A 7,287-nucleotide genomic window follows, 5' to 3' on the forward strand; every position below is an offset into this window, starting at 1 on the left:
CGAATAGGATCGCATGGCAACACCCTCATTGGTCCTGAACAAGCCAGCCGATACCAAATCGGCAGGGGGTGTTGCACTTCGAGTCGGAACTCAGGCCTGACCATGCCACGCGAATGTTATTGTCAAGTTCGCCGGCCCCTGCCCCGCTCCTGAACTCACCGATGAGAACGTTTCTTCGGCAAATAGCACTCGCACTGTTTCCGCGTTTCCTCATCAACGGCAAAGTCGGCAGGTGATTTCCCCCTGAGCTCGGGCCGCGAGCTCCGCATCCACAGTGCCGCACGCGCAGAGTCGTAATATCGGTCCTGGGCGAGCTTCTCCAGTTCCGCTATGGCTTTTTCTTTGGCCCGTTGCGCACTTTGCTCCTGATCGAGTTCCCGAGCTTTTTGGCTGAGCAAACGGGCGGCGGCAGTGGCCCCTTCTGGAGTTGCTGCGGCATCCAAAGGTGACAGCCCGTTCAATGTGTCGACTGGCGCGATCAGCCATACGAGAGCACAGGCGCCAATTTCAGCTCGGGCGCGATCTCGGAAATGTTGCATCCTCGCCTCCACCGCGGCTTTTTCAGCTTCGCGTCTCTGGCGATCCCACTCTTCGGCTTCCTGGCGCTTTCGTTCGATCACTCGTTCTAACTCGTGAGACAATGGCAGGCCAGCCAGATCCAAATCTCGTCTGGACGAAAACCGAATGAGCGTCCGAATATTTGATATAGCATGACAAATCTCTTGCCAGACATCTTCCTCGCTGTGGAGCGCATCGGCAATCGAAAGAGTACGGCAAGGCAATGGAGATTCGATCCACGTTTCGAATACGAACGAAGCAACTTCGTCCTCCGGAAGACCCTTAAGCTGCTGGGAGACAATCTCACGGATCTCTCCACGCCGCTTTGCTGGACGTGCTCGCAACTGTCTTGCTGCGTCAACCAACTGCAAAATAGAACTCGTTGGCCGCCAAATTTCGGACGGCGCCGACTGCAAGAAGCCAAGTTGCTCCAACCGCGCGAGGTAGGCTTCGACCGCGCCGAACGGAGAAGCAAACGGCAGTCCAGATTTCTTGAGCTCAGTCGAAATGTCGTCGGAGATCGATCTGAAATCGCCATTAACCCAGCCACGCTTGGCCAAGCATGAAAGCCCGTTACGGGTTCGGAACGGCTTTTGATTGTGCGCGAGAAGCTCCGCTAGGACAAACGGTCAAGCCCGACGTCTCGTGCGCACCATGAAGCAAAGACAACGCGTCCAATCGGACGGGTGTCGGGCCTTGTCGCAGGTGTCGTTCAGTCGGAATCTACAATATTCCCCACGCCCGATACCGCCTGCGGCCGGTCAGCTCGCGCAATCCGAGTCCGGCGATGAGGTCTTGCCCGGCGCGCGCCGAAACGTTCAGCGCCTTGGCCAGCAATTCGGGGGTGACGATCGGCTTTGCCAGGGCGAGGTCGAGCGCTTGCGGCAGACGCGACGTGCCCCGCCTGCCCTTCAAGCGCCCCTCGCGCGAGGCGCGCGCCAGCAGCCAGCGGTCGTGATCCTTCAGGCCCTGTTCGGCGGCGACCAGGATCGCGGCGAGCCAGAACAGGATTTTGGCTTCAAGATCGCCATGTTTGCGCCAGAGGCGGCCCGCCGCCCGCGCGCCGCAATTCACGCACATCAGATGGCTCGAGGTCTTGCCGCGCTGGCGCAACAGCGCGACGGCGAGCAGGCGGCCGAGCCAATCCAGATGCTGCAGCGGTTCGAGGTCGTCCCAAAGGACGGCGGCGATCGCCGCCGCGAGCGCCGGCGGCAGATCGGCGGTCGCGGCGACGCCGTCGCGCCATTGGTCGAGCCGCTCGTCCTCGTCCCAGTCGAGATCATAGACCAGCGGGTCGCGGTCCTCGCGCGCGACAGCAGGTTTGCGTTCGAGCGCGAGGTTTGTCCGCGCCAGCGCGGCGTCAAGGGCCGCAAGTTCGGCGGCGAGCGGATCGTCGCTCGCCGGATCGTCAGCGTCAGCGAACAGAGCCCTCGCCCCTTCTTCGTCTTCATCCGCAACGGCCGTCTCCGCCCTTCCCTCCCCTTCCGGCAAAAACCCGCCGCCGCGCAGAGCGGCGAGGCCGGCCGGCGACAACGCCCAGCCCGGCGCGGCGGCGATAATCTGGCGCCGCGCCGCCAGCACGCGGGCGGCGCGCAAGAGTTCGGGCGTCCATGCGGGCGTCGTGGAGGACGAGGTCTTCGAGATGGGCGAGTTCGCCCTCGATCCAGAGCGAGGCGCAGGCGTCGGCAAAATGGGTGCGTTTGATCCAGCCGTGGCGGATCGGACTGGCGCGCAGCCGCTCGTCGAGCCGGGCGAGCGCGTCTTCGGCGCGCGCCAACTGTCGCTTTTATTTCCTCATTTCAATCGCGCGAAACGTCGTCAATCTGTGGAGTTTGTCTCATCGACCTCAGCGACGAGATCGAGGCGATACTGGCTGCGGCCGGGCGCCACCCTGCAGGTGTGGCCGCCGCGCCCAGATTTCCGCGCGCCGCGATTTTATCCGCCTACGCCAGAGTCCAGCGGCGCCAGTCTTATTCGCTAAAATGCGCCAACGGCGCTGAACCGCCCTCCTGATCTTGATCTCCGACGGCCGAAGCCAAGTTTGATGAAGGTCGGACGGGCGCCATCCGGCGGAAAGCGGGCTTTCGTCGAATGACTGCATTACAAGATCAAGCGACGAGTCCGTCGGTGGACCTAGCGCGAAGCGTTGCCGGGCGCGTGCGAGGTCGCCAGCTGGAGGTCATCTTGAGCGGTCAGGCTCAAGCGCTTTCGCGGAATTCGCCGTCGTGCTCGTCTCGACCTCCCATTGACAGGTTGAGGGCAAAACCTTTCGCACGCTCCAGCTGGACGTGAACCGACTGCGCCGCGGCCTGTTTGGCCACAGCGGCGCGGGGCAGCTGCGGCGTCTTCCGGGCTCCGGCCTTGGCCTTGCCGGCGCGGCGTTCGCCGTCGGCCTCCACTTTGAAGAAGGCGATCGAGATCTTCAGTTCCTCCGCCTGCGAGGCCAGCTCCACGGAGGTCGCCGACATTTCTTCCGACGCCCCGGCGTTCTGCTGGGTGACTTGGTCGAGTTGTTGGATCGCCTGGTTGATCTGCGAGGCTCCAATGTCCTGTTCGCGGCAGGCGGCAGAGATTTCCGAAATCAGTTCGGCGGTCTTGCGGATGTCGGGCACCAGGCGGTTCAGCATTTCGCCGGCTTCCTGCGCCGATTTCACGGTGTCGCCGGACATGTCCGAGATCTCAGCGGCGGCGGCCTGCGACCGTTCCGCGAGCTTGCGCACTTCCGAGGCGACAACCGCAAAACCCTTGCCGTGCTCGCCGGCGCGGGCCGCTTCGACCGCGGCGTTGAGGGCGAGCAGGTCCGTCTGGCGGGCGATTTCCTGGACGATGGTGATCTTTTGCGCGATCGTGCTCATCGCCTCCACGGCGCGGACCACGGCCTCGCCGGAGAGTTCGGCGTCCTTGGACGACTGGCGCGCGATCTTTTCGGTCTGCGCAGCATTGTCGGCGTTCTGCTTGATGTTGGCGGCCATCTGCTCCATCGTGGAGGAGGCTTCCTCGGCGGCGGAGGCCTGTTCGGTCGCGCCCTGGGCGATCTGCTCGGAGGCCGAGGACAATTGCTCGCTGCCAGACGACACATTGCTGGAGGCCAGCAGGGCGTCGGTGACCACGGCGCGCAGGCGCTCCACCATCCGGGTCAGCGACAGGCCGAGCGTGTCCTTGTCGGAAAGCGGCTTGGGCGAGACCATCAGGTCGCCGTCGGCGATTTTTTCAGCGACGCCGGCGGTGGCGCGCAGGTTGGAGGTCATGCGGCCGAGCGCGGTCATGAGGTCGCCGATCTCATCATTGGCCTTGTAGCTGACATTGGCGTTCAGGTCGCCGATGGCGACGGCTTCCGCGGTCTCGATGCCGCGGCGCAGGCCGCGCCCGATGCCGAGCGACATCCACACCGCGACGGCGATGGCGAACAGGGTGGCGACGGCGATGAAGGACAAAAGCACCGTGCGCGAGGTCTCGTACTGGCGACCGGTCGCCTCGGTGGTCGCCGCCATATTGGCGATGATTTTGTCGGACAGTTGCGCGATCAGGTCGGTGATTTTCTTGTTGGGCTCGGCGGCCGTTTTGAGGCTCAATTCGGCGGCCTTGGCGTTGGACTCGGTGGTGTTCTCGGTGCCGAGTTCAACGATTTTCTTGCGGAGCGGCAGGAGTTGCTCAAGCACCGCGTCGATTTCACGCGCGCTCTTGACGACGTCTGGATTGCTGGAAGTCTTCAACTTGGCGGAATATTCGATCGCGTTCTGCGTCGATTTGGCCTCGATCTTCCCGTATTTGGTTATTTCCTCGGGATCGGTGGCCAGGATGATGTTCTTTTCGTAGCGCGCGCTGATCAGAAACGAGGTGCCCAGGCCGCGCACATTGTTGAGGTCGGCCGCTGGGCCTTCCACAAGATTGGTGATCGCGCCCTGCAGGCCCGAGAGATTGGAGATCGCCAGCATGCCCATGCCGCCGATCAGAGCAACCAGAAATGCGAAGGCGAGCGCAAGTTTGAGTTTTATTGTCAGACGCATATTTGTTCCTTTTGGAAATCCATCTACGGATGGCAAAAACTCGGCTCAGAGTGCTTTCGGATGATTTCGGTTTCCGGCTTGCTTCGACCAACGTCGAGCACGTCCCACCAGGCGGATAACATGATGGTGACCCGTTCCTGCCTCATCGAAAATTGGTTTCCTTGCGCGTAGGCGCCTTGCTGACTTTGCCGGCGCGCCGCCCAACCAAGCGCTGCGCCCTCTCAAGGGCGCAGCTAGCTCGGCCGTTACGCGGCGCGCACGGAAGCAAGGAAGGAGTCCACCTCCTGGCGCAGCCGATCCGATTGCTGCGACAGCGTCTGCGCCGAAGCCAGCATTTGCGTCGAGGCGGCGGAGGAATGCTGCGCGGCCGACAGAACGCCGCCGATATTCTCGGTCACGGCTTGCGCCCCCTTCGACGCCTGCTGGACGTTGCGGGCGATTTCGGAGGTCGCCTCGCCCTGTTGCGACACGGCCGCCGCAATGGTTTGCGCCACGCGGTTGGTTTCTTCCGTCGTGCGCACGATCGCCGAAATGTTCTGCGCCGCCCGCTGCGCCGTGGCCTGGATGTCGCCGATCTGGCCGGCGATCTCGGCCGTTGCCTTGGTGGTCTGCTCGGCGAGCGATTTCACTTCCTGAGCCACCACATTAAACCCACGTCCAGCCTCGCCCGCGCGCGCCGCCTCGATGGTGGCGTTGAGGGCGAGCATGTTGGTTTGCGCGGCAATGTCGGAGATCAGGCTGACGATGCCGCCGATTTTTTCGGCGGCGGCTGCGAGTTCGCGCATTTGCGCGTCGGTCTTCTCCGCCTGCGCCGCGGACTCGCCGGCGATCTGGCGGGATTGGTCTACTTGGCCGTTGATCTCCTGCACCGAATAGGTGAGCTGCTCCGTTGCAGAGGCCACCGAACCGATGTTGGACGACGAATTCTCCGAGGCTTCAGCGACCACCTTCGCTTGGCTGGCGGTCTCGACGGCGGAATCGCTGAGGATGCGCGCCGCTCCCTGGAATTCGGCGGCGGCCTTGGCGACTTCGGCGACAATGGCGTTGACGCTGCGGTCGAATTCATTGGCCATGGTCAAGGCTTCAGCGCGCCGCGTCTCCCGCGCGCGTGCCTGGCTGGCGGCGGCGTCCGCTTCGAGTTTGCGGGTCTGCTCCATATTGGCCTTGAACACGGCCAAGGCCTTCAGCAAGGAGCCGACCTCGTCCTTGCGGCAGTCATCCACGACTTGAACGTTGAGGTCGCCGCGCGCGAGCGCTTCGACGGCTTCCGTCGCCTTGCCAAGCGGGCGTGAAACCCCGGAAATGAGGGTGAAGGCGGCAAGCGCGCCAAGGCCTGCGCCGAGCAGGAGAACGACCGTGAGGATCAGTTTGGCCGAGTCATAGGCGGCTTCGCCCGCGGTCGCGGATTTCTTGCCTTCATTTTCGTTGAAAGCCGTGTCCTTGGTGAGAATGTCCTGCATTTTCAAGCGCAGCGGCAGCAGGTCTTCCCGATAGGCCTTGACGGCGCCCATAGCGTCGCCGTTTTTGGCGATCTCAAGCATGCGCTGCTGCTTGGTGCGGACGTCTGCCCAAACCTGCGCGAATTGCTTCATCAGGACTTCATCGTCGGTGTTCGCCGTGATCAACGGCTTGTAGGCATCGTACGCCTGTTCGACCTCTTTCATCGTCTTGTCGAGCGTGCCCGACGCCTCGGCTTGGCCCTCCAGAATGGCGGCGGCGAGCAGCACATCGGATTGCGCGCGATAAAGGCGCGCGATGCCGACGCGAAGGTCCGAGAGCCTGGCGACCGAGGGCAGCCAATTGTCGCGAATATCGGCCGCCTTGCCGTTCATTTCTCCCATTTGCAGGAAAGCCGCGCCGCCAATGACGGCCGCCACCAGCAGCAATGCGGAGAGCGCCGCGATGATCTTCGCGCCGATTTTCAGGTCGCGCCAGGCATTCATGGTCAGTCTCCCAAAGGGCGGGCTTTGGCCGCAGGTTCGCTGGTCTTTTTTGCCCTACAACCATCTAGATTGATGCTTGACTGAGGCTTAAACTTAGACTCCGCTCGTAGTTGCGGGATGTACGTAGAATTTGATTTACCGTTTCTGCGATTTACACGATTCCCCTGCAAAGTGCTTGCGGGCTCCAACGGCGACGAAAAGCGCCCGCGAGCGAGAGCCGGCGGACGAAAGTGATTAAGTTGTGTCAGCGCCGGGAGAATGGCTCCGACAAGGTCAATATTGGCGACGAGGCTTGCACCGCGCTGGTTTGGCGCGGCACTCGATCAGCAGGATGGTTTGATCGCCAAGATGGGAAGGAGCGGAGTCGTGAAGAATCACTGCGCCTTCAGGCCCATGGTGATGGGTGCCGTGGCGAGCTGGACGTAGTTTGCTGCCGCGGGCCTTTTCTTAACATTGTCTCGGTGAAGCGAACCTCCGCGAACAGCAAAAACGCCCGTCCTCGACAAAAAAATGATCACTTCCCGTGCCCGTCAAGGTCGGAACCCCATCCCGAAGCAGAATGAACTGCGCCGGATCAATTGTCGACGATTCCGCGGCCAACGCCCAGTTATCAGTCACGAATACGAATTTAGCTTTAAGCCAGGAAGTCCGCTAACCACGTTTCTTTGGCCATCGCGCGAAAAGCTCTAGAGCGCGTTCGGCGAGTTCCGATTCGATAGGGGATTCCCAATTGGCTTGAACGATGCGATTCTTCCCGCGTGATTTCGAGGAGGAATCCC

General features: G+C 62.3%; 4 protein-coding genes and 1 pseudogene. 1 reads left to right on the top strand and 4 read right to left on the bottom strand.

Features of this window, described 5'->3' with window-relative positions; all coding sequences use genetic code 11:
• Positions 1 to 155: 155 nt before the first annotated feature.
• Both M2320_RS22910 and M2320_RS22915 read right to left on the bottom strand, forming a co-directional pair.
• Positions 156 to 1,118 carry a hypothetical protein gene (locus tag M2320_RS22910; RefSeq protein ID WP_264599281.1) on the bottom strand — a complete coding sequence of 321 codons (963 nt, stop codon included), beginning with the start codon at positions 1,116 to 1,118 and terminating at the stop codon, positions 156 to 158.
• Between the two features lie 163 nt (positions 1,119 to 1,281).
• Positions 1,282 to 2,154: an RHE_PE00001 family protein gene (locus tag M2320_RS22915; protein ID WP_264599282.1), complete on the bottom strand. Its 873-nt coding sequence runs from the start codon at positions 2,152 to 2,154 to the stop codon at positions 1,282 to 1,284.
• A gap of 25 nt (positions 2,155 to 2,179) precedes the next feature.
• Here M2320_RS22915 and M2320_RS22920 point away from each other — a divergent pair, with 25 nt between their 5' ends.
• Positions 2,180 to 2,539: a hypothetical protein gene (locus M2320_RS22920; RefSeq protein ID WP_264599283.1), complete on the top strand. Its 360-nt coding sequence runs from the start codon at positions 2,180 to 2,182 to the stop codon at positions 2,537 to 2,539.
• 217 nt (positions 2,540 to 2,756) lie between these two features.
• Here M2320_RS22920 and M2320_RS22925 read toward each other — a convergent pair whose 3' ends face one another.
• The gene (locus tag M2320_RS22925; protein WP_264599284.1) at positions 2,757 to 4,565 is read right to left on the bottom strand and encodes a methyl-accepting chemotaxis protein; all 1,809 of its coding nucleotides are present in this window, start codon (positions 4,563 to 4,565) and stop codon (positions 2,757 to 2,759) included.
• 245 nt (positions 4,566 to 4,810) lie between these two features.
• Positions 4,811 to 6,481, bottom strand: a pseudogene (locus M2320_RS22930) (methyl-accepting chemotaxis protein); the annotation flags it as partial.
• Positions 6,482 to 7,287 lie beyond the last annotated feature (806 nt).

Source organism: Rhodoblastus acidophilus, from assembly GCF_025961575.1.
Classification (GTDB): domain Bacteria; phylum Pseudomonadota; class Alphaproteobacteria; order Rhizobiales; family Beijerinckiaceae; genus Rhodoblastus; species Rhodoblastus acidophilus_C.